This window comes from Rhodobacter maris (assembly GCF_900217815.1).
Classification (GTDB): domain Bacteria; phylum Pseudomonadota; class Alphaproteobacteria; order Rhodobacterales; family Rhodobacteraceae; genus Rhodobacter; species Rhodobacter maris.
In genome coordinates this window covers 1-19,643 of the sequence record NZ_OBMT01000021.1, presented here as the reverse complement: position 1 = coordinate 19,643, position 19,643 = coordinate 1, and the positions used below count along the sequence as shown (strand labels likewise).

Sequence of the window (19,643 nt, the reverse complement as noted above, 5' to 3'; positions counted from 1 at the left end):
TCGGCCAGTAGCGGCGCGATACCCGCGGCAAAGGCCTTGAGCCAGTCGCGCGAGGGGTGGTTGCGGCTGTCGGGGCTGCGGGCATGGCACCCGCCACGGTGCAGCGTCGTGTTCTCGCCGTCCATCTTTTCGGTGATCACCAGATCGTCGCAGATCAGCCCCTCGAGCGAGGTCATGATCTTGTCGTCGCTGCTGGCGCCGGGCGAGATCGGCAAATGAAAGGTGCGGCCATATTTCTTCGTCATGCGGCGAGAGTATCCGGTCACCCTGTGGGGGGAAAGGGGCGACGGCAATAGGACGTCGCCCATACAGGGTGTTGGGGCGGTATCCGTGCTGTTTCCGAAGTCGGTATAGAATTTCTTGGCAAGCCCTATGATCCCGCAAGTGATGCATGGTGCGGTTACAGGCTCGAGACTAAGACGGGAAATCTGCTTCAGGGTGCGGGGCGTTAGCGCGGCTGCGTCGGGGCCGCGAAAGGCTAGACCACCTCGTTGTTCTGTCCGACAGCTTGCGGACGAGGGCGCGCGCGCCATGCAAGGGTTTGAGCACAAGATGCATTTCGGGATTGATCTGGGCACCACGAATTCGCTGATCAGCGTGTTCGAGAACGGGCAGGCGCGGCTGATCGGTGGCGAGGCACCGCTCTTTCCCTCGGTGGTCTCGGTGCTCGACTGCGCACTGGTGGTGGGGCCGGTGGCGAAGGAACGCCTTGTTGCGCATCCCGAGGCGACGGTGGCCGCGTTCAAACGCGCGATGGGCACGCAAAAAAGCTTCCGGCTCGGCAAGACTAGCCTCAGCGCGCCCGACCTTTCGGCGCTGGTGCTGCGCGCTTTGCGCGAGCGCGCCGAGGCGGAGCTGGGCGTGCCGGTGCGCGACGTGGTGATTTCGGTGCCCGCCTATTTCAACCAGATCCAGCGCAGGGCGGTGCGGCAGGCGGCGCTGAGCGCCGATCTGAACCCGATCCGGCTGGTCAACGAACCCACCGCCGCCGCGCTCGCCTATGGGCTGCAAGATATCGACGGTGAGGGGCATATTCTGGTCTTCGATCTGGGCGGCGGCACCTTTGACGTCTCGATCGTCGAGATTTTCGAGCGGGTGATCGAGGTCAAGGCGACGAGCGGCGATGCCTATCTCGGCGGTGAGGATTTCACCGAGGCACTGGTCGCGCATTTCATCGACACGCTGGGCCTCAGGGCGCTTTCGTCCGAGGAGCGCGCGCAGCTTTGGGGCGCTTGCGAGGCGCTCAAGCATCAGCTTTCCACCGCCCATGCGGCGCGGTGCAGCTTTCATCCGCGCAAGGGGGAGGTCGAGCTGGCGATTACCCGCGAGGGTTTTGCCGAGGTGGTCAGCCCACTCGTTCAACGCCTGCGCCTGCCGGTCGAGCGCGCGCTTTACGACGCCAAACTCGGGCGGGAGCAGATCGACCGGGTGGTTCTTGTGGGCGGCGCGACCCGGATGCCGGTGGTGCGCGCGCTGGTGGCGCGGCTTCTGGGCAAGCTGCCCGAGGCGGGGCTCGACCCCGATCTGGTGGTGGCTCTGGGCGCTGCCACGCAAGCCGCGCTGATCGCGCGCGACGCTGCCTTTGACGATGTGATGATGACCGATGTCTCAGCCTTTTCGCTGGGTTTCGAGGTGGCGCGGCGACAGGGCAACACCCAGATCAGCGGCTATTTCCAGCCGGTGATCGAGCGCAACACGGTGATTCCGGTCTCGCGCGAGCATCGGTTTTCCCCCGCGAATGAGCGGCAAAAGATGGTCAAGCTGGCGCTTTATCAGGGCGAGGCGCCGCTGGTGAAAGACAATATCGCGCTCGGCCATCTGGAGGTGCGGCTGCCGCCCGGGGCGAGCGTAAACGAACAGATTTCGGTGCGGCTGTCTTACGATACCTCGGGGCTGATCGAGGTCGATGCAAGGGTGCTATCGAGCGGGCTTCAGACCTCGCTAGTGATAGAGGCGCTGGCGGGCGAGATGAGTGCCGCTGAGCGCGAGGCGCGGCGCAAAGCGCTGGCCGCGCTCAAGGTGCATCCGCGCGACGAGGAGGCCAATATCGCGCTGATGGCGCGGATCGAGCGGTGGTATGCGATGGCGCGCGGGGGCGATCGCGACTGGTTGCAGGCGATGCTGGCGGCGTTTCAAGACCTGCTCGAGGGGCAGAACCTGAGCGACATCGCGCAGGCCCGCACCGCGATAAGTGCCGATCTCGATGCCTTCGAGGCGCGCTATGTCCGCTAGGGTGCCGCCCAGTTTCCGCCGTCTCGGGATCACCGATGCCGATGCCAGCAAGGCTGATCTACGCCGCGCCTATGCGCGACGCCTCAAGGAGATCGACCCCGACACGGATCGCGCCGGTTTCGAGGCCCTGCGCGCCGATTACGAGGGTGCGCTGGCGGCGCTTGAGTGGCGCGAGAAAGGGAGGGCGGGGGGGGGGGCGAAGCTGAGCCCGCGGCCGAGGCCCCGTCCGAGAGGCTCGACTTTCCTCCCCCCGAGCCCGACCCGCAAGCCGAAGCGCGCGCCGAATCGCAGCAGCAGGCGTCCGAGGCGCTTACGCGGCTTCAGGGTGTGCTTTGGCGGGGCGAGCAGGAGCGCTGCGAGATCGCGGCGATTGCGGCGGTGCTGCGCGACTCTGCGCTTGCCGACCCCGAGGTCGCGCGCGAGATTGAGGCCGCGCTTTACCACTTCATCCTTGCCCGTATCGAAACTAGCCCCGGGGGCAGCGCGCAGTTCCGCTTTGCCGATCTTGGGCGCATGTTTCACGCGGGCGACGCGCTGTTTCACGGCAACCCCGCCACGCTCTCCGAGCAGATGGTGCATCTGAACCGGCAATTCGGCTGGTTTTCCGATGCGGTGCGGATGGGGCGCGCCTTTCCCGACTACCCCCGCCTCGTCGATGCCGCGGCCGACCTGAGCCCCGACCGCAGCTTCCGCAAGCAGTTGCGTCGGCCGCGCGTCTGGAGCAGCCTTGGCATCTGGATCTTGTGCATCGCAGTCGTGGCGGGTCTGCGGATGTTTGGCGAGTTCACGCACAAGCCGCGCCCGCTGATCGACGGAAAAATCGCCGCTGAACTCTCACGAATGGTGAACGAGAAAACACAGGACCAGAATTTCCTAACCCCGCTGCCAGGCGCCCCCGAACCCTCCGAGGGCACGCGGGCCTTCTTGCGCGATCTGATGCGCGAACAAGGGCTTGCGGGGGCGGAAGATCTTGCGCCCCTGCTGCACAAACTGCGCCTTGCGCTCGAGGCTTATGCCAATGGCGCGTTCACCCCCGAGGCCTTCGGTACCGACACCGAGGCCGACACACTGCGCTATCTCTTCGGCACGGTTCTCGCCGCGCGCTACACGATCAAGGCGAATCTTGGCTATCTCGACACCGGATTCTTCCAGTTGCACCGTGACATCGACGGGGAATTTTGGCTTTGGACGCAGCGCAGTTTCGACCCCGACTTTCCGATGCTATGGCGCGGTGAGGAGGGCTATGCGCTGCTGCGCCCCGAGGCGGGTTCCGCCTCTTTCGTCCCGGTCTACCCCGAGCCCTTCCTGCGCGAAGTGACGCAAGCGGCGCAGGGCGATGCGCATCTGATCGAAGGCGCGTTGGGGCTGAGCTTCGACGCTTTTGCGCGGCTCTCTGACTTACAGCTTCAGGCCTATGCGCAGGTGCGCCTGCCGCGCGTGGACGGCGTGCCGATCGTACCTTCACGTCACGCGCTGGCACTCAGCGGGCTCGACCGGAACCGCCGCCCATTGCGGGTGATCGCGGATGCCGTGCCGACCTGCGACTGGCCGGCCACGCAACTGATTGACCGGGGCTTTGATTGGCGCTGCGACGCACCCGCGCAATAGGTCTCTCCCCACGCCCTCGGCTCCGCCGACCCAAAAGTGTAGCACCGATCCATCCGTCGTTTCGCCGCATCGCAGAGGGCTCAACGCAGCCATGCGGCAACCCGGCCGACCTTTCTCGATGCCGGTGTGATCGTATCGAAGTGCTCGGCCCTGATGCGTGCTTAGAGGCCGCCGCGCGGGCCGCGGCCGAAGTGATCAAGCCCGCGCAGGAAACGTTTTACGGCAGCTATGCGGGCTATTTCCGTGACCCCGAAGGACATCTGTGGCAAATCGTCTGGAATCCGGACCTGCTTCCGCCGGAGGATTGAAGGGACCGCCCTCAGGTCAGCGCATCCCGCAGGCTTCTGCGCCAGATCGAGCCGCAACACTCTGGTTCCAGGGCGGGCATCACGTGCGGCACGATCACCGGTTTGCGGTTGCGCGCGCGAAGGATTTCGGGAGCGATGCCCCCTGTGCTGCAATAGACGGGTGGGGGCAGAGCCGCCTCGGGGGCCATCGGCCTTGATCTGACCGCCCGCTAGAACAGGCGTTGCGCGATCAGCACCCATGACGCAAATATTAAGCGGTGTCGCTCCAGCCGCGTCATGGATTGTGTAACATCCGACTACATCCATGGTTACCGCACCTGATCACAACTCTGCGCCTCAGCCAGATGTTATCGACTCACATTGCATGACACTGCTCATGCCCGCCCGATGAATGCGATAACTGAAAACCAAATGATCGGGCGCACAGCAAAGGCGGAAACCATCCATCCAGCGAAATTTAGCTATGCACTCCAAACTCGATAAAACCGTTCGTCGCAGTGGCTTTTTTTGACGTTTTTTTCACTTATCCTGATCAATTTGCGACCAAACGCCGCTCTCCGATGCCCCTTTGTCGTCTTGTGCGCGGTTCCCTTTCGTGACTGCTAGCCCGGAGATTACCATATGGCGCTCGTCAAACGTTCCACTGCGCAAAAACCTGAGCGTAACGAAGAAGATCTTGATGCCGACTTCGGCAAAACCGCCGTGCGCCGCCCGAGCGCCTCGGCGACAGATCAAAAGCGCCAGCGCGCTCGCACCCTTGCGCGTCAGCAACACGCGGCAGAGCGGATCGCCGCGGCAGCCACCGATCTGAGCAGCGGTGTTGCCGAAGCGGGGGCCGCGACTGAAGAGCTTTCGAAAGCGATGCAGCAAATCTCGGGCGGGGCGGAAGAAGCCGCCTCGGCCAGCGAAGAAAGCGCCGCGGCGATGGTGCAGATCAACCAGCGCGTGAAGCTGCAATCCGAAGCGGCGATCGCCTCGCGCGAGATTTCTTCCACGCTGCAACGGCTGCTCGATTCCACCAATGGCAACGTGGCCACCCTGATCGAGAACGTCAGCAAGGCCTCGTCGCGGCAAGAGGCCTCGGTGGAGATGATGCAAGAGCTGGAATCGCAGGCGCAGGGCATCATCGAGGCGGTCAATCAGGTGATCCGGATCGCGGATCAGACCAACCTTCTGGCGCTGAACGCGGCGATTGAAGCGGCGCGCGCGGGCAAGCATGGCAAGGGTTTTGCCGTCGTGGCCGATACCGTGCGCAAACTCGCCGAAGCCTCGGAAAAGAACGCGACCAACATCGAAACGCTGATCAAGCAAATCCAGACCGGCGCGCGCGATATTTCCGAAAGCGTGCGCGCCTCGGCCGCGACGGCGGCGAGCGAGGTCGAGAAGGGCAAAACCATTACCGAGCAATTGGCCGAGATCAAATCCGACATGGAAACGATCATGGGCGGGGCGCGGGCGATTGCGGCGAATGCCGAAGAGATGGGGAAAGCCGCGACGCTCGCCCTGACCGGGGCGGAAGAGGTCGCCACGGCGGCCGAGGAACAGGCCGCCGCTGCCGAACAGGCGCGCAAGGCCGTGGAAATGCAGGCCAAGGCGCTGGCGGAAGCCGAACGCGCCTCGACCGATCTTGATGATCTGTCGGACGAGCTGAAGAACTCCACCGACATTGCGAAATCGGCCGAGGAAGTGGCGGCGGCGGCGGAAGAGCTTGCCGCGACGATCGAAGAGTTGAACCGCGCAAGTTCCGAAATCGTGGGGGCGATTGATCAGATCTCCACCACGGCCACGGCGCAAGCCACGGCGGTTGAACAAGGCGTGGCGGGTATCGGCCAGATCGAAGCGAACGCCCGCACCGCCGAGGAAAATGCGGGCGAGGCGCTGCGCAAGGGCGAGGCGATCAGCACGCTTCTGGTGCAAAACCGCTCCAGCATCGACGAGATCATCGGCGGCATCACCACGGCGATGGAGACCGGGCGCAAATCGGCCTCGGAAATTCAGGGGCTCGAGCAGATCAGCCGTCAGATCGACAAGATCGTCGATGCCATCGCCAATGTGGCGATCCAGACCAGCATGCTTGCCGTGAACGGTGCGGTGGAAGCCGCGCGCGCGGGCGAATACGGCAAGGGCTTCGCGGTGGTTTCGACCGATATTCAGAACCTTGCCGATGATGCGGCGCAAAACGCCGAGCAGATCAAGGACATGGTCAAAGGCATTCAGGATCAGATCGTGGTGGTGCGCGCCGACCTGCTGCAAACCGCCGAAGCCTCGCGCAACGAGGTGGAGCGCGCCAAGGCCACCACCGATCAGCTGGGCCGGATCAGTGCCGATATGGGCAAGGTGCTGGAGGGCAACCGCACGATCCAGACCGGCGCGCAGGAAATTGCCGCCGCGGTGGTGAATGCGAAACAAGGCATGGAGCAGATCGCCGCCGCCGCCGAACAGGCGCAAAACGCCGCCGGTCAGGCGTCGAGCGCGGCCAATCAGCAAAGCCAGGGCGGCAAGGAGCTTTCCGTGGCCATCGAGAATATCGCCTCGATCGCCGACGAGCTGCAAAGCGCCTGATCCGCAGAACCGGCGTGGGGTTTGCCCGCGCCGGCTCCGGCCTCCCCAGCACGAAAGCCAGTGCCATGACCCTGATAGAGCACGACATCGCCGCCGATCTTGCCGACGATGACACCACGCGTGTCGCCTCTGACACGACCATTTTTCAATGCGTGAGCTTTGCGCTCGATGGCGAGACCTTCGCCTTCCCGATTGAGTTGGTGCAAGAAATCATCCGCGTGCCCGCCACGGTGAAAGTGCCGCTCACGCCCTCGGCGCTGATCGGGCTCACCAACCTGCGCGGCACGGTGCTGCCAATCGTTGATTTGCGCGCCGTGATGGGGCTGGCGGCTGTGCCGGTGACCGATGCCTCCCGCGTGATGGTGATTCATGCAGGCGATACCTACGGCGTTTTGGTCGATCAGGTGGCGCAGGTTCTGTCCGTTCCCGCAGAGCGGATCGAACCTGCGGCCACGGTCGAGCGCACCTTGCGCACCGATATGCTGACCGGCGTGGTAAAAAACTTCGCCGACCGCGATCTGATCCAGTTGATTGATCCGGTGGCGCTCATCGGGCAGCACTTCCCACAAAACGGGCAAGCGCGCGCGCACAAAGCCAGTGCCATGGCGGCGGCTTTGCGCAGCGACAGCGCCGAGGCGGAGGAAGAGGAAGACGTGATCCAACTCGTCTCGCTGAGCGTGGAGGAAGAGGAATACGCCTTCCCGATCGCCGAGGTGGACGAGATCGTGCGGGTGCCGAGCCGGGTCACCAAAGTGCCGGGGGCCGCAGCTGAGATCGTTGGGTTGATCAATCTGCGCAACCGCTTGCTCCCACTTCTGAGCCTGCGTGGGATTTTTGGCCTGCCGCCGCTGCCCCATTCCGACAGCCACCGCGTCGTGGTGGTGCGGCTGGGCGAAAGCGTCGGGGCCGAGATGCGGGTGGGCGTGGTGGTGGACCATGTGCGCGAGGTGCTGCGCGTGCCGGCCGCCGCGCAAGAAAAGGTGCCCGCCGGGCTGCGCCGCCAGCATGCCGATGAAATTCAGACGATCTGCCGCCTCGAGGACGGGCGCCGGCTGGTTTCGGTGCTTTCGGCGGGCGCGCTTTTTGACCGTCAGGGCCTGCACGACAGCCTTTCCGAGGTGCTCGACAGCGCCGCCGCGCAGCAAGAAGAGGACGAGGACACGATGACCGGGCGCGACAGTGACGAGATTCAGATGGTGGTCTACCGGCTGGGCGACGAGGAATTCGGCATCGACATTCATCAGGTGCAGGAAATCATTCGTGTGCCCGAGCAACTGGTGAAAGTGCCCAAGGCGCCCGCCAGCGTCGAGGGGGTAATCAACCTGCGCGGCTCGGTGCTGCCGGTGGTGGAGATGCGCCGCCGCTTCGGCCTTGGCTCGATCGCGCGCAATGACCGGCAGCGGATTTTGGTGCTCAGCGTCGATGATGTCCGCACCGGCTATATCGTGGACAGCGTCTCCGAGGTGCTGCGGGTGCCGGAAGCCGCGCTGGAAGTGCCGCCGCGCCTGTCGCCCGAGGCCGACCGGCTGGTGGGCCGGGTGGCGAATTTCGACGGCGGCAAGCGCATGGTGCTGCTGCTGGAAGCGGGCGCGCTGGTCGAGGAAGGCGAAGCACGGGCCGCGACGCAAGCGGCCGGGCGGCTTGCCTCCGAACCCACCCCCGGCGCGTGAACGAAAAGGACTTGGAAGGCTATCGGAGATGCGACTTCTGGTTGTCGATGATTCCGCATTGATGCGCCGCATGTTGCAGGAATGCTTTGCGGGCGAACCCGATATCGAGCTTCTCGCCGCCCGCGACGGCGAGGATGCGCTGGCGAAGCTGCACAGTTTCGCGCCCGATGTGATCACGCTCGACATCAACATGCCGAAGATGGATGGGCTGAGCTGTCTTGCGCGGATCATGGAAGAGCGCCCCTGCCCGGTGGTGATGGTGTCGTCGCTGACAGAACGCGGCGCTTTGGCCACGTTCGAGGCGCTCGAACTGGGGGCGGTGGATTACGTCGCCAAGCCCGATGGCACGGTCTCGCTCAGCCTCGATCTGGTCTATGACGAGCTGCGCGCCAAGGTGCGCGCGGCCTTTGCCGGCAAGCGGGCCAAAGCGCGCAATGCCGCGCGGCCCGCCCCGGCGCGCCTCGCCCCGAAAGCGCCCCCCGCCGCGCCCGCAGCGCGGGTGGTGCAGATCGGTCGCAACCGGGCAGGCAGCGAGCCGGTCGAACTGGTGGTGATCGGCAGCTCCACCGGCGGGCCGAAGACCCTTGGCGACATTCTGGCGGCGCTGCCTGCCGATTTTCCTGCGCCGATCCTGATCGCGCAGCATATGCCGCCGCGCTTCACCCGCATCTATGCCGAGCGGCTCGCGGGGATCTGCCGGATCAAGATCCGCGAGCTTGACCGCGCGCAGCCGCTGCAACCGGGCACGGCCTATATCGCGCAAGGCGCGAAGGATGTGATCGTCACGCGCAAGATGCGGCGGCTGTGCGCCGAGCCGATGCCGCTTGACGGCGGCCTGACATGGCATCCGAGCGTGTCGCGCATGGTTGCCTCGGCGTTGGAAACCCTCGCGCCGGAGCGGCTGGTGGGGGTGATGCTGACCGGCATGGGGGATGATGGTGCCGCCGAGATGGCGCGGATCCACCAAAATGGCGGGCGCACCATCGCGGAATCCGAGGAAACCGCCGTGGTCTGGGGCATGCCGCAGCAACTGATAGCCTATGACGGGGCCTCGGTGGTGCTGCCCTGCGATCGGGTCGCCGAACAATTGCGGCACTGGCTCGTCGTCCCAGCCCCGCAAAGGACAAGCCAATGCCGCTGATTGCCCCGAAATCGAACCGCGCCCCGCGCGCCTCACGCGCGCCCAAAAGCCCGCTCGACGATCTGCGCGCTCCCGATCCCGGCTCCCGCCGGACGGCAGCCCGCGCGCTCTTGGGCACCACAGCGGCGCGCGGCGCACTTGAGGCGGCCTTGCGCTTGGAGACTGACCCTGCGGTGCGGCAAGCGCTGCTCTCGGCGCTTGTCTCAGTGGCCGATGACACGGTGGTGGAGCTTTTCGCTGAAATGCTCCGCAGCGAGGAGGCCAGCCACCGCTCCGAGGCGGTGAGCGCACTGCAACAATTGCCCGAAACCGCCGCGCAGGTGATCGTCGGCCTGCTGCACGCCGAAGACGCCGACCTGCGGATCATGGCGGTCGATGTGATCCGGCTCTTGCCGCATGCCGATGCCCCTGTCTGGTTGCGCGATCTGCTGTCCAAGGAAACCCATCCCAATGTCGTCGGCGTGGCCGTCGACCGGCTCGCCGAAATTGGCGGCGCCGACGATCTGCCCGCGCTTCAGGCGGTGCGGTCGCGCTTTGCCGATGACCCCTATCTGGCCTTTGCCACCGATCTGGTGATCGAGCGCATCGTCACGCTGGCACGCGAGGCCTCTGGATGAGTGTCACCGCGCTGAGCGCCGAGGACTTCCGGGTCTTTCGCGATTATTTCTACAAGAAGACCGGCATCGAATTCGAGGAAAGCAAACGCTATTTCGTCGACAAGCGGATTCTGACCCGGATTGCGGCCACCGGGGCGGGCTCGTTTCGCGAATATTTCGTCGGCATGCGCTTTGAGGCGAGCCAGAAGGAGTTTCAGAACATCGTCAACCTGATGACGGTGAACGAGACCTATTTCAACCGCGAAGACCATCAGTTTCGCACGCTGAGCCAGCATGTTCTGCCCGAGATCGTGGCGCGGCGCGAGCAGAGCGGCAAGCCGATCCGCATCCTGTCGTTGCCCTCCTCGACCGGGGAAGAGCCCTATTCGATCGCGCTGCATCTGATCGCGCATTGGCCCGGCCTTGCGCAGCATGATGTCGAAATCTCGGGCGCCGATATCGACACCGAGGTGCTGCGTCGCGCGCGCGCCGGGGTGTTTTCGCGCCGCTCGGTGCAAAATCTGCCCGCCAACGTTCTGGCGACGCATTTCACCGCGCTGTCCGATGGCAAGTTCCAGCTTTCCGACGACATTCGCGAGGCGGTGCATTTCTTCCGCGTCAACATTTCGGAACCTGCCGACACCCGCAAGCTGCGCGACTATGACGTCGTGTTTTGCCGCAACATGCTGATTTACTTTGATGACCAGTCCCGCCGTCTGGCGATTGAAGCGATCTACGACGCGCTTGTGCCCGGCGGCTTCCTGTTTTTGGGCCATTCCGAAAGCATCAGCCGCACCTCGGCGCTGTTTGCCCTGCGCCGTTTCCCCGAGGCCATCGTCTATCAAAGGCCACACACATGACCCATGAACCGAAAACCCGCCCGCTGGCGATGATCGTCGATGATGCGACCACGGTGCGGATGTATCACCGCAAGCTGGTCGAGGACTGCGGCTGGGATGTGATCGAGGCCGAAAACGGCATGGAGGCGCTTGAACGCGCCGCCGGGCAGGTCGTGGACCTGCTGCTGGTCGATGTGAACATGCCGGTGATGGATGGCTACAGTTTCCTGCGCGCGGCGCGGGCCAGCGCCGATCTGGCGGCCGTGCCCTGCGTGATGATTTCGACCGAGGCGCAGTTGAGCGATGCCGACAAGGCCTTCGTCTCGGGCGGCAATCACTACCTCATCAAACCCGCGCGGCCCGAGCAGTTGCGCCCGATCCTTGCGCTTCTGACCCCGGAGGTCCGCACATGAGCGCCTTGCTGACCCAATTCGTCACCGAAGGGCGTGACCTGCTGGAACAGGCGTCGAGCGCGCTTCTGGAGCTGGAGCGCAACCCGGGGGACACCTCGCGGCTCGATGCGCTGTTCCGCGCCGTGCATACGATCAAGGGCGCCTCGGGGCTGTTTGACTTCCTGCCCTTCACCCGCACCGTCCATGCGGGCGAGGACTTGATGGATGCGATCCGCGCGGGCGATGTGGCCTTCACCCCCGAGCTGGCCGATCTGATCCTTGAAATGCTCGACCGCGTGAGCGGTTGGCTGGATGATCTGGCCGATAGCGGCGCTTTGGGGCCGGGGGCCGAGGCGCAGGGTGACAGCCTCAGCGCGCGGCTGCGCGAACGGATCGGCGGCGCGCAAGAGGCCCCTGTCGAGCCCACCAACGGCGTTGGCACCTGTGTTGAAGCCAGCTGGCATCGTGTGCTTTACCGCCCGCATGAGGCGGTGTTTTTCAGTGGTGGTGATCCGCTGCGCATGGCGCTGAGCACGCCGGAACTGCGCTCTGTCAGCCTCTTGATGCCCGAGACCATCCCCGCAGTTGACAGCTATGATCCGTTCCTCGTCGCGGTGGGGATGGAGCTTTTGAGCAGCGCCCCCCTTGCGGTGCTGGAAGAGCATTTCCGCTATGTGGTCGATCAGGTTGAAATTCTTGCCGAACTCGCGCCGCAGTCGCCGCCACCGCAGCATGGCGCTGTGAACATGGGTGACGAGATGCTGGGGGTGGCGCAAGCCCTCATCACTTCGCAGCAACGCCTGATCGCCTGCCCCGAACATAAGGAAATCCGCGCCCCGAGCCTTGCTTCGGCGCAACAAGTATTGGCGCGCGTTGCGGCCCATTTGCCCGATGCGCCCACCGGGCATGATCTGGGCGGCGCGCCGTTGCAAGCCGAAGCGCTTGACGCCCTTGCCGCGCAATTGCTGCAAAGCCTTGCGCCCCCTCAAGCCGCGCCAATGGCCGCCGAGGCGGATGTTTCGCCCTTGAACGAGACCACCGCATCGGAAGACCCGGTGACCGAGGCCCCTGCGAGCCTCGAGGCGGCGCCGCGCAAATCGGCCGTGCTGCGCGTCGATGCCGAGCGCATCGACCAGTTGATGAACCTGACCGGCGAATTGATCGTCGCCAAGAACGCGATGCCGTTTCTGGCCCGCAAGGCCGAGGAGATCGAGGGCGCGCGCGAGCTTTTGCGCGAAATCAAGACGCAATACGACATGCTCAACCGCATCACCGAAGAACTGCAAAGCGCGGTGATGCAGATCCGCATGGTGCCGGTGGGCTCGGTGCTGGGGCGGTTCAACCGGCTGGTGCGGGATCTGTCGCGCAAGCTTGGCAAGCAGATCGACCTGCGCACCACCGGCGAGGAGACCGAGGCCGACAAGACCGTGGTCGAGGAACTGGCCGATCCGCTCGTGCATCTGATCCGCAACGCCATCGACCACGGGTTCGAGCCGCCGCAAGACCGTCGCGCAGCGGGCAAGCCCGAAGTTGGCACCCTTCGTCTGCATGCGTTTCAGCGCGACGATTCCGTGGTGATTGAAGTTGCCGATGATGGTCGGGGCATCGACCTTGTGCGAGTGAAGGCGAAGGCGCTTGAACGCGGCGTAGTGGATGCCGACACGCTCGAGCGGATGAGCGACGACGCGGCGTTGCAACTGATCCTGGCGCCCGGGCTTTCGACCAAGGAGGAAATCTCCGACCTTTCAGGGCGGGGCGTCGGGATGGATGTCGTCGCGTCGATGGTGCGCCGGCTTGGCGGTGCCGTGCTGGTTGAAAGCACGCCGGGTGCGGGCACCACGGTGCGCATCACCCTGCCGCTGTCGATGGCGGTGCAACGGCTGATGATGATCGAGGTGGACCGCAACCTGTTCGGCATTCCGATCGACACCGTGGTCGAAAGCCAGAAAATCCCTACCGCGCGCATCCGCCGCCACCGCGACAGTGAAATGTTCGTCCTGCGCGACCGGATGATTCCGCTGGTGCGGTTGCGCCGGGTCTTCGGCCTGCCCGGGGTGGCGGGGGAAGAGACGGTGAACGTGATGGTGGTCAATGTCGATGGCAACGAGATCGGCCTTGCGGTCGATCGTTTCCACCCCGGGGTCGACACCATCGTCAAACCCCTGAGCGGGCTTTTGGCCCAGACCAGCGGCTATGCCGGCACCGCGCTTCTGGGCGACGGATCGGTGCTTTTGGCCCTCGATTTGCCGGAGATCCTCGAATGCCACTTGAACTGAGCCCGGGCCGGGCGGTGCTGGCCGATCATGTCGAGATCCACGAGGCGGAAACGCTGCTTGAGTGGCTGCGGGAGACCGATGACCCCGTGGTGGATGTCGGGCCGTGTAGCTCGATGCATCTGGCCGTCTTGCAGGTGCTGGTGCTGGCCAAGCCGCGCCTTGAAGGGGTGACGGGCGCGCGGGACTGGCGCGCGCTTCTGGCCCCGCCCCATGTGTTTCAACCGAATGTCTGAGGAGTGAGTGATGGCCGATATTCTGATCGTGGATGACAGTCCGACCGTCTTGATGAGCATGGAAGACCTGCTGCGCCGCTTTGGCCATCGGGCGATCCGGGCCAATAGCGCTGAAGAGGCGCTGAGCAAGGTCGCGGGGGGGCTGGCGCCGAAGCTGGTGATCACCGATTTTCACATGCCGGGCAAGAACGGCGCCGAACTGATTGCGGCGCTGCGTAGCAAAGGCTCGCTGCGTTTTACGCCGATGCTGGTGCTGACCACGGAATCGCAACGCGAACGGCGCAATGAGGCAAAAGCCGCAGGCGCAACGGGCTGGCTTGTGAAGCCGGTTGACCCGAAACAGCTTGAAGCGGCGCTGGCGCAACTTCTGCCTGCGGCTTGAGCAGCAGCTACGGGATTTACGGAGATCAAGACGCGATGGGCAGAGTATTGGCAGCAGAGCACGATCCATATGAGATCAGCCCCGCGAGCAACCCTTGGGCCAGCCACCTTCCGGCGCTTTTGGATCTGCTCGACGGGCTGGCCCGCAATGCGGTGAATGACACGAATGCCACCAGTCTGGGGTTCCTGAACCATCTGCGCCAGATCGAGGATCGGGTTCTGGCCGCCAATCAGGGCACGGCGGCCTTTCTGGAGCGGCTTGGCGACATCGACAAACTCGCCGCAGGGCAAGAGCAGGAGCGCCAGATGCTCGATCGTGCGCTGCATGAGGCAATTGACTTCGGCGCGCGGGTGCGCGCGGATATTCTGGCCTCGCATCACGCATTGCGGTCGATCTCCGGGGCGATCGAGCAGATGAATGGCGAATTGGTGCGGATCGGCCGGATCAGCAAGGAAATCGGCATCCTCTCGGTCAATGCGTCGATCGAATCCGCGCGGGCGGGAGACGCTGGCCTTGGCTTTTCGGTGATCGCTCAGAGCATTCGCGGGCTGGCGAACGACACCCAGTCCATCACCGAGCGGCTCCGTCCGCTGGTGCACAAAATGCATTCCGAGGTTCAGGCAAACGGATTCGAAGCCGGGCGCAGTGCTCTAGATGCCTCCGGCTCCAAACTTGCGGATCAACTGACGGACCAAGGGGCATTGCTCTCCGAGGTGGCGCAGAAAATGGCGGGCATGTCGACGAGTTACGCTGATTTGATCGACGTGAAGCGTCAGCGCAATGCGGCCTCGCGCAAGGCCGGGGAGCAATTGGAAGACGAAATCCGCTCGGCTTTGGCCTCGGCACAAACGGGCGATATCATTCGTCAGCAGATTGAATTGATCATCGATGTGATTGGCCAGATGCGCGCCATCGCGCAAACCGCACCCGACAATACGACCGTGGATGTTCAGCTCGGCGCATTGATGGAGAGCATCGCCAATTCTTATGTGATGAAGATCCAGCACGACGTTCATCAGGGCGTCACTGGCATGGCCGCGGCCCAGCCCTCGGAAGATCTGCCGCGGTTCGAATTGTTTTGAGTAGTCAACAAGGCAGGAAAGCCGTTCTGCGGGCCGGGCGGAACGCGGCATGTGAGGCCGCGGCTCTTTGACGAAAGCAGATGGGGCCGACCGCTACCGACCCGCCCGACTTCTTAGAGTTCCAGCGCTTCCACGATGGCGAGCGCATCTGCGAGCTGGACGCAGAGGTGGCGCACAATCCTCTCCGTCTTCGTGTGGTCGAGCACCACTGAGACGCGGACAGGCCGCGCAGATCACGGTAGAGAGGCGCAGACTGAGCCGCTCCGAGGCCGAGGCGCAGCGCGAGGCGCTCATTCAGGGCTATCGCTGGATTTTGGTGGATGAGTATCAGGACATCGGCCCCGGCGAATATGCGCTGATTGCCGCCGTGGCCGGGCGCTCGCTGGACGACCCGGACCAGCGGCTGAGCCTTTTCGCCGTGGGAGACGAAGATCAGAACATCTACGCCTTCACCGGGGTCGCTGCGCATCTGCGCAGGATCTGTTCAAGGCGGCTGATCTGCCTGTTGCCGATTTCTACAAGCAGCTTGCCTGGGAAATCGCCCAAAAGCACATCCGCGATGACGATGAAAAGCTGGAAGCGCTCTGATGCGGATCGATCGGGTATACATCGACGGCTTCAGCAACCTGAAGGACGTTGAAGCGGACTTTGACGAAGGCTGCCTGACCACAGTGATCATCGGCCAGAACGGCGCTGGTAAATCGAACCTGATCGAAGCGATCGTCGAGATTTTCCGCCATCTTGATCCCCCCAACAGCAAGCACGGCGGCAAGCTGCGCTTCACCTTCGAGGTCGACTACATCATCAAGGGCCGCAACGTGCGTGCGAGCAACCGCGACGGGTCAACCAAAGTGACGGTCGACGGCGAGCCGATGCCTATGGGCAGGTTTCTGGACAGCAAAGGTGAGCTCTTCCCCGATCTGGTCTTCGGCTATTATTACGACCGGGAACCCAGCACCGAGATCCACGAGGGTCGGCGCGCCGGTTGCGTCATTGCTGACCAATTGCCAGTTCGTGTGCGTGCCGCGCTGGAACCTGAGCCTAACGGACCCAAAATTCGGTTTGTATAAGGCTATCAAAGAGGTCGAGAAACAGCTCGGCGACATGACGACAAGTCTTAACTCATTCATTCTGTCGGTCACGACAATCAACGACCTGCTCAACCTCGCAGGTTCAACTACGAAGTCTGGTCCTGAAGATCAGAACGTTTTGTTCATGGAGGATGGTGGCCCAACTTACTTGCCGAAGTTGATCGATCGGGTGATTTCTCGAACGGAACAAGTTTGACGGGTCAACAATAGGTCAACCTGCCGACCTACCTCGTCCACGGTTTGGGCTACGGTCGCTTCCGTCGGGTGCGGTTGAGAGCGGCGATGTAATAAAGCGAGGTCAACGGGTTGGCGTGTAAGTGGTTAGAATTCAAGGGGCGATGTTCTCCTTTTGGTCCGCCTCATGGCTTGAAGGCCGCAGGTCAGACCCGGCACCGGGGCAGAGGCAATTGACGACGGTTGCCTGCCCCCGCAACCATAGAACCCGACACCCCGCCAACGCCAAGGCGGGGTTTTGCTTTTGTACCCGCCCCCAAAGACAAAATCGAACCCAACTCCCCATAGAGCTCAATCACATGACCGCCAGGCGTGCCCGCGTCAGGATGAAGGCGGATCTCCGAAATCAGACCGCGTAGAAGAGCGATCGCCTCCGGACGGGTCGCGTCATCGGACAGGCTGGCAGCAAGGGTCGAGACTTTCTGGCGATAGACATCCGCCAGGCCCGGATGCAGCGCGATGGGATCCGGGGCAGGGGTGGCCGCAAGCGGTGCTTCAAGTTGCGTGCGCTCTGCTTCCAGCCCGTCCATCTTCGCCTTCATGCTCGGGTGGAACATGGCCGTATTGCCCGAGGTGGCCGGTCGCGGCACGGTCGTGGTAATGCCCGCCTTATGGCAGGCGAGAATCTCGGGGCCGCTGAAATAGCCCTTGTCGGCGATGGCATGCAGGTCTTCGCGGTGGAGGGCATTCCTGGCTGCGATCGCCATCGGGCTGAGCTGGTCGCGGTCGAAGCCCTGGTTCGTGACCTCGTGCGTGACAATGATGTGGCGCTCGGTATCGACAGCGGTTTGGACGTTTTAGCCAACCATGCCGCCGTGTCGGGCGCTGGTCGCCATGGCGCGGGCATCGGGGTCGGTCAGGGAAATCGGCCTATCCGGGGCGTCGGCCAGAGCCCTGTCCATCGCCTTCAGCCGCGCAATCTCCTGCTGGATGCGCCCATAGCGGCGGGCGAGATGGGCGACCTTTTCGGCCCGGGCCTCGCCGTCTTCCTGCCGGTCGATGCGGACCATCTCGTTGATATAACGTTCAACATCGGCCTCCAGATGGGCGAGGCGGTTGGCGATCTTGTTCTTCGTGAAGCTCCCGTCACGGTTGTTGACGGCTTTGAACTTGCTGCCGTCGATGGCCACGCAATCGCCCTTGAGCACCCCGATCCGCCGGCAAAGCTCCACGAACTGCGCGCAGGTCCTGCGGATCGCGCGACCATTCGTGCGGCGGAATTCGGCGATGGTCTCGCTCGATCTTGAGGCCGTCGGTCAGCCACATCACCTCGACATTGCGCCCCGCTTCCCGTTCCAGCCGGCGGCTCGACAGGATCCGGTTCACATAACCATAGATGAACAGCTTCAGCAAAACGGCGGGATGGTATCCCGGTCGGCCAGTGCGCGCAGAGGTCGCGTGCTCAAAGCCGAGGGCAGACAGATCGAGCTCATCGACGAACAAATCGACGACGCGAACAAGATCATCCTCACCGATCCAGTCTTCCAGGCGCTCAGGGAAAAGCACCGTCTGGCTGCGCTGAACCCCCTCGATGAACCCCGCCATGCCGATCTCCCGCTACCGAGAAAGCATAGCATGCCACCGAGTTTTGACACAGCCTCGGCCGTCAGGCGACCGAGGCTGTCGGTGAAGGTATCGACGATGCGGAAATCCATCAATCAAGCCTTGCAAATTGCGACCTGGCTGTTGGTTCAAGTTTCCATCTCGGTGTGGTGCCAGAATCCTTGAGAGGCTTGAACCACCAGTCGGTCTTGTCTTCTATCTGGCGCTTCGAGCCAGCATTATTATTGAGGATTGGATAAACGCCATTTCCATTTCCCCCGAATTTCTTCGAGAATGCTTCAAGCATCTGCCACTCTACACGCTTGTAGTAGTCAGGATGGTCATCGTGCTTTGGTAGGGAGAAATAGAAATCAAAATTTGTCCCCGATAGACTCTGCATGAAGTCAAACAGCGAATTCTCGAAGTGGCTCTTGATTCCACCCATTAGCTTGCCGAGCCCAATGTAGGCTCCAGACCCATTGATTTCAGGCTTCTGGCGTGTTGCAGGCCCCGCAAGGAGACCTGATCTATGAGCAATATTTACTGGCTGACCGAGGCGCAGATGGAGCGTCTGAAACCGTTCTTTCCGAAGAGCCATGGCAAGCCCCGCCGCGACGATCGGCGCGTTTTGAGCGGCATAATATTCATCAATTACAATGACTTGCGTTGGTGTGATGCGCCCAAGGAATATGGCCCGGCCAAGACCCTCTACAACCGCTGGAAGCGCTGGAGTGACACTGGCGTCTTCGCGCGGATCATGATGGGTCTGGAGCCTGGTTCGACCGGTATGGCCCCCCCCTAACAGGCCCTCCGTCGCAATGCTGCTACTCCGGTGCGTTGCCTTGGGTCGTCGAAAATTCCCTAAATAACTGATCCGCTTCTGAGGGGTTTCGACAATCACGGCGAGCTTGCCAATAGATCGGCTTTTCGCTCCGATCAGGTTCATCCCGCGTTTTAGTTTTTCGCCAATTTTATGCGAAGAAGAAATCATCCTTCGTGAAGTCAGTTGCGCTTATCCCGACGAGCGAGATCACCTGCCCGTGGTAAGTCATCGACACGCCCGCTTCATCACCTATCATAGCGTCGGTAATATTTAGGGCCGCGACGTAGCCGTTGAGGCCCGAACCCGGAGCATTATCGATGCCCGAGACCCGGATCAGGTCCAGCCCATCCTCGAAATCAAGGATCAAATCTTCATCCCCGTCGATCATTTCGTTGAACACGAAGATATCGGCACCAGCGCCGCCGGTCATCGTATCGTCGCCCGAACCGCCGTTGATCACATCATTGCCTGCGCCGCCATCGATCACATCATTGCGGCCGCCGCCAGCGAGGAAGTCGTCTCCTGCGCCACCGCTAACAGGTTGCTGAAATAGTCAGGCGACGAGAAGGATCTTCCGTGATCGGGAGTTTCTGCGGCTGCGTGTCCCTCCGGGCCGCCACGCTTCCGCGTCA

Annotated in this window: 16 protein-coding genes and 3 pseudogenes; 15 read left to right on the top strand and 4 right to left on the bottom strand. The window is 63.1% G+C overall.

The features are described from left to right. Positions 1-245: RNA ligase family protein (locus CRO22_RS17440; RefSeq protein WP_176518648.1), on the bottom strand; the 245-nt coding region annotated here is incomplete at its 3' end. A gap of 307 nt (positions 246-552) precedes the next feature. On the opposite strand from CRO22_RS17440, the gene CRO22_RS17435 reads away from it, so the two are divergent. The 14 genes and pseudogenes from CRO22_RS17435 (at position 553) to CRO22_RS19465 (ending at position 16,391) form a co-directional block, all read left to right on the top strand. Continuing rightward, a complete protein-coding gene (locus CRO22_RS17435) occupies positions 553-2,232 on the top strand; it encodes an Hsp70 family protein (RefSeq protein WP_176518689.1) in 1,680 nt (559 codons plus the stop codon). Positions 2,233-2,397: 165 nt separating this feature from the next. Next, the gene (locus tag CRO22_RS18975; protein WP_097071428.1) at positions 2,398-3,840 is read left to right on the top strand and encodes a hypothetical protein; all 1,443 of its coding nucleotides are present in this window, start codon (positions 2,398-2,400) and stop codon (positions 3,838-3,840) included. 929 nt (positions 3,841-4,769) lie between these two features. Continuing rightward, positions 4,770-6,710: a methyl-accepting chemotaxis protein gene (locus CRO22_RS17425; RefSeq protein ID WP_097071427.1), complete on the top strand. Its 1,941-nt coding sequence runs from the start codon at positions 4,770-4,772 to the stop codon at positions 6,708-6,710. A 65-nt stretch (positions 6,711-6,775) separates the two neighbouring features. Continuing rightward, positions 6,776-8,380 carry a chemotaxis protein CheW gene (locus CRO22_RS17420; RefSeq protein WP_097071426.1) on the top strand — a complete coding sequence of 535 codons (1,605 nt, stop codon included), beginning with the start codon at positions 6,776-6,778 and terminating at the stop codon, positions 8,378-8,380. Between the two features lie 28 nt (positions 8,381-8,408). After that, positions 8,409-9,521 carry a chemotaxis-specific protein-glutamate methyltransferase CheB gene (gene cheB, locus CRO22_RS17415; protein WP_097071425.1) on the top strand — a complete coding sequence of 371 codons (1,113 nt, stop codon included), beginning with the start codon at positions 8,409-8,411 and terminating at the stop codon, positions 9,519-9,521. Further along, positions 9,512-10,138 carry a HEAT repeat domain-containing protein gene (locus tag CRO22_RS17410; protein WP_097071424.1) on the top strand — a complete coding sequence of 209 codons (627 nt, stop codon included), beginning with the start codon at positions 9,512-9,514 and terminating at the stop codon, positions 10,136-10,138. The genes cheB and CRO22_RS17410 overlap by 10 nt, the downstream gene beginning before the upstream one ends. Further along, positions 10,135-10,977, top strand: a complete 843-nt coding sequence (locus CRO22_RS17405) for a CheR family methyltransferase (protein WP_097071423.1) — start codon at positions 10,135-10,137, stop codon at positions 10,975-10,977. Before CRO22_RS17410 ends, CRO22_RS17405 begins: the two co-directional genes overlap by 4 nt. Beyond that, positions 10,974-11,369 (top strand): response regulator, encoded by a 396-nt coding sequence (locus CRO22_RS17400; RefSeq protein WP_176518688.1) that lies wholly within the window; start codon positions 10,974-10,976, stop codon positions 11,367-11,369. Before CRO22_RS17405 ends, CRO22_RS17400 begins: the two co-directional genes overlap by 4 nt. Beyond that, complete coding sequence (locus tag CRO22_RS17395; protein WP_097071422.1) at positions 11,366-13,624, top strand: chemotaxis protein CheA; 2,259 nt, start codon at positions 11,366-11,368, stop codon at positions 13,622-13,624. Before CRO22_RS17400 ends, CRO22_RS17395 begins: the two co-directional genes overlap by 4 nt. Continuing rightward, a complete protein-coding gene (locus CRO22_RS17390; protein WP_097071421.1) occupies positions 13,609-13,857 on the top strand; it encodes a hypothetical protein in 249 nt (82 codons plus the stop codon). The genes CRO22_RS17395 and CRO22_RS17390 overlap by 16 nt, the downstream gene beginning before the upstream one ends. Positions 13,858-13,867: 10 nt before the next feature. Then, positions 13,868-14,239 (top strand): response regulator, encoded by a 372-nt coding sequence (locus tag CRO22_RS17385; RefSeq protein WP_097071420.1) that lies wholly within the window; start codon positions 13,868-13,870, stop codon positions 14,237-14,239. Between the two features lie 35 nt (positions 14,240-14,274). Continuing rightward, positions 14,275-15,321: a methyl-accepting chemotaxis protein gene (locus tag CRO22_RS17380; protein ID WP_097071419.1), complete on the top strand. Its 1,047-nt coding sequence runs from the start codon at positions 14,275-14,277 to the stop codon at positions 15,319-15,321. A 253-nt stretch (positions 15,322-15,574) separates the two neighbouring features. Continuing rightward, a pseudogene (locus CRO22_RS19470) lies at positions 15,575-15,799 on the top strand (UvrD-helicase domain-containing protein); the annotation flags it as partial. A gap of 109 nt (positions 15,800-15,908) precedes the next feature. Then, on the top strand, positions 15,909-16,391 hold the full coding sequence (locus CRO22_RS19465; protein WP_394341506.1) for an AAA family ATPase: 483 nt from the start codon (positions 15,909-15,911) through the stop codon (positions 16,389-16,391). Positions 16,392-17,203: 812 nt separating this feature from the next. Here CRO22_RS19465 and CRO22_RS17365 read toward each other — a convergent pair. Next, positions 17,204-18,191 (bottom strand): annotated as a pseudogene (locus CRO22_RS17365) (IS1182 family transposase); the annotation flags it as partial. Between the two features lie 109 nt (positions 18,192-18,300). After that, positions 18,301-18,633: a hypothetical protein gene (locus tag CRO22_RS18710; RefSeq protein WP_141399474.1), complete on the bottom strand. Its 333-nt coding sequence runs from the start codon at positions 18,631-18,633 to the stop codon at positions 18,301-18,303. Between the two features lie 84 nt (positions 18,634-18,717). Between CRO22_RS18710 and CRO22_RS17360 the strand changes: the two are divergent. After that, positions 18,718-18,957, top strand: a pseudogene (locus CRO22_RS17360) (transposase); the annotation flags it as partial. Between the two features lie 202 nt (positions 18,958-19,159). Here the strand turns inward: CRO22_RS17360 and CRO22_RS19370 are convergent. Next, positions 19,160-19,498, bottom strand: coding sequence for a M10 family metallopeptidase C-terminal domain-containing protein (locus tag CRO22_RS19370; RefSeq protein WP_097071417.1), 339 nt, complete (start codon positions 19,496-19,498; stop codon positions 19,160-19,162). Positions 19,499-19,643 lie beyond the last annotated feature (145 nt).

Bases quoted from the DNA above. Each gene is read 5' to 3' on its own strand.
- CRO22_RS17395 (WP_097071422.1), top strand. From the start codon at position 11,366: ATGAGCGCCTTGCTGACCCAATTCGTCACCGAAGGGCGTGACCTGCTG.
- CRO22_RS17390 (WP_097071421.1), top strand. From the start codon at position 13,609: ATGCCACTTGAACTGAGCCCGGGCCGGGCGGTGCTGGCCGATCATGTC.
- CRO22_RS17380 (WP_097071419.1), top strand. From the start codon at position 14,275: ATGGGCAGAGTATTGGCAGCAGAGCACGATCCATATGAGATCAGCCCC.
- CRO22_RS17425 (WP_097071427.1), top strand. From the start codon at position 4,770: ATGGCGCTCGTCAAACGTTCCACTGCGCAAAAACCTGAGCGTAACGAA.
- CRO22_RS17410 (WP_097071424.1), top strand. From the start codon at position 9,512: ATGCCGCTGATTGCCCCGAAATCGAACCGCGCCCCGCGCGCCTCACGC.
- CRO22_RS17400 (WP_176518688.1), top strand. From the start codon at position 10,974: ATGACCCATGAACCGAAAACCCGCCCGCTGGCGATGATCGTCGATGAT.
- CRO22_RS19465 (WP_394341506.1), top strand. From the start codon at position 15,909: ATGCGGATCGATCGGGTATACATCGACGGCTTCAGCAACCTGAAGGAC.
- CRO22_RS17385 (WP_097071420.1), top strand. From the start codon at position 13,868: ATGGCCGATATTCTGATCGTGGATGACAGTCCGACCGTCTTGATGAGC.
- CRO22_RS17420 (WP_097071426.1), top strand. From the start codon at position 6,776: ATGACCCTGATAGAGCACGACATCGCCGCCGATCTTGCCGACGATGAC.
- CRO22_RS17435 (WP_176518689.1), top strand. From the start codon at position 553: ATGCATTTCGGGATTGATCTGGGCACCACGAATTCGCTGATCAGCGTG.
- cheB (WP_097071425.1), top strand. From the start codon at position 8,409: ATGCGACTTCTGGTTGTCGATGATTCCGCATTGATGCGCCGCATGTTG.
- CRO22_RS17405 (WP_097071423.1), top strand. From the start codon at position 10,135: ATGAGTGTCACCGCGCTGAGCGCCGAGGACTTCCGGGTCTTTCGCGAT.
- CRO22_RS18710 (WP_141399474.1), bottom strand. From the start codon at position 18,633: ATGGGTGGAATCAAGAGCCACTTCGAGAATTCGCTGTTTGACTTCATG.